This window comes from Oleiphilus sp. HI0123 (assembly GCF_001635315.1).
In genome coordinates, this window is sequence record NZ_LWGE01000009.1 from 1 (window position 1) to 897 (window position 897).

General features: G+C 47.2%; 2 protein-coding genes. Both read left to right on the forward strand.

All coding sequences use genetic code 11. The features are described from left to right. The coding region (locus A3761_RS26450; protein WP_197472665.1) for a hypothetical protein at positions 1 to 229 on the forward strand (229 nt) is incomplete at its 5' end. A gap of 108 nt (positions 230 to 337) precedes the next feature. Further along, positions 338 to 897, forward strand: a 560-nt coding sequence (locus tag A3761_RS00145) for a YncE family protein (RefSeq protein WP_197472666.1), incomplete at its 3' end; no start/stop codon positions are given.

Genomic DNA, 897 nt, shown 5'->3' on the forward strand with positions numbered 1-897 from the left:
AATATACCGGGTATATCCTGAAGATATATATGATGACATGGGCACAAGTGACGTAGGTGACGACGTACTATTGTTCTCTGCAGGCGACAGTGATTTAAACCTTCCTCTTGCAGACACCGATAACCCACCAATAAATAGCGATGGCAACCCCATCCCTACTTGTGGCGCAACGCCTGCAGGCCAATACTGTGGCGGCGGCGGTCTGACTTTTGCTGAAAACTATTTATGAAATGCCAGCCCTATAACTGACGACATCATAAAAGTAGACCCGGTAGATGGTGATAACCTCGAATCGGAGAATGCACTCGCGTCACTGGCATTCCCATCACCCACCGACATGACATACGACGGTCATAGCTTTTGGGTCGTAGACTGGCAAACTAACACTATCAATAAAGTACGCCCTGAAGATGGTGCGCTTCTTTTGTCTTTACCAGGCCCCTCCTCTTTACCTTCATACCAATCTAACCCCTCAGTCACTAATGCTCGCCCTTTTGGTATTACCTGGGACGGTAGAGACTTATGGGTAGCTGACCAAGAAGAACTCAAGGTTTACCGCATTGACCCAAGCGACGGTAGCGTTGTTGACTTCTTTGACACACCAGGAGCTGACCCTAAAGGATTAAGTTGGAACGGCGAATATCTTTGGCACACAGACCAAACCACCGCTACGATTTACGCTATCGAAACAGGGGTTATCCCGTTTGGCATTACCGGCTGCTTTGAAAAGAACGGTGTAGCAGTCAATGCTGATATATTACTTAGCCAAACAGCTTTATCTGACCAATCAACTAGCACTGATATTGATGGCTGCTTCCAGTTCACTGACTTCACCGCTGGCACACCAATCCAACTAAAAGCCAGTGAAGCTGGCGTTGATGAAAAACCTATCATTAC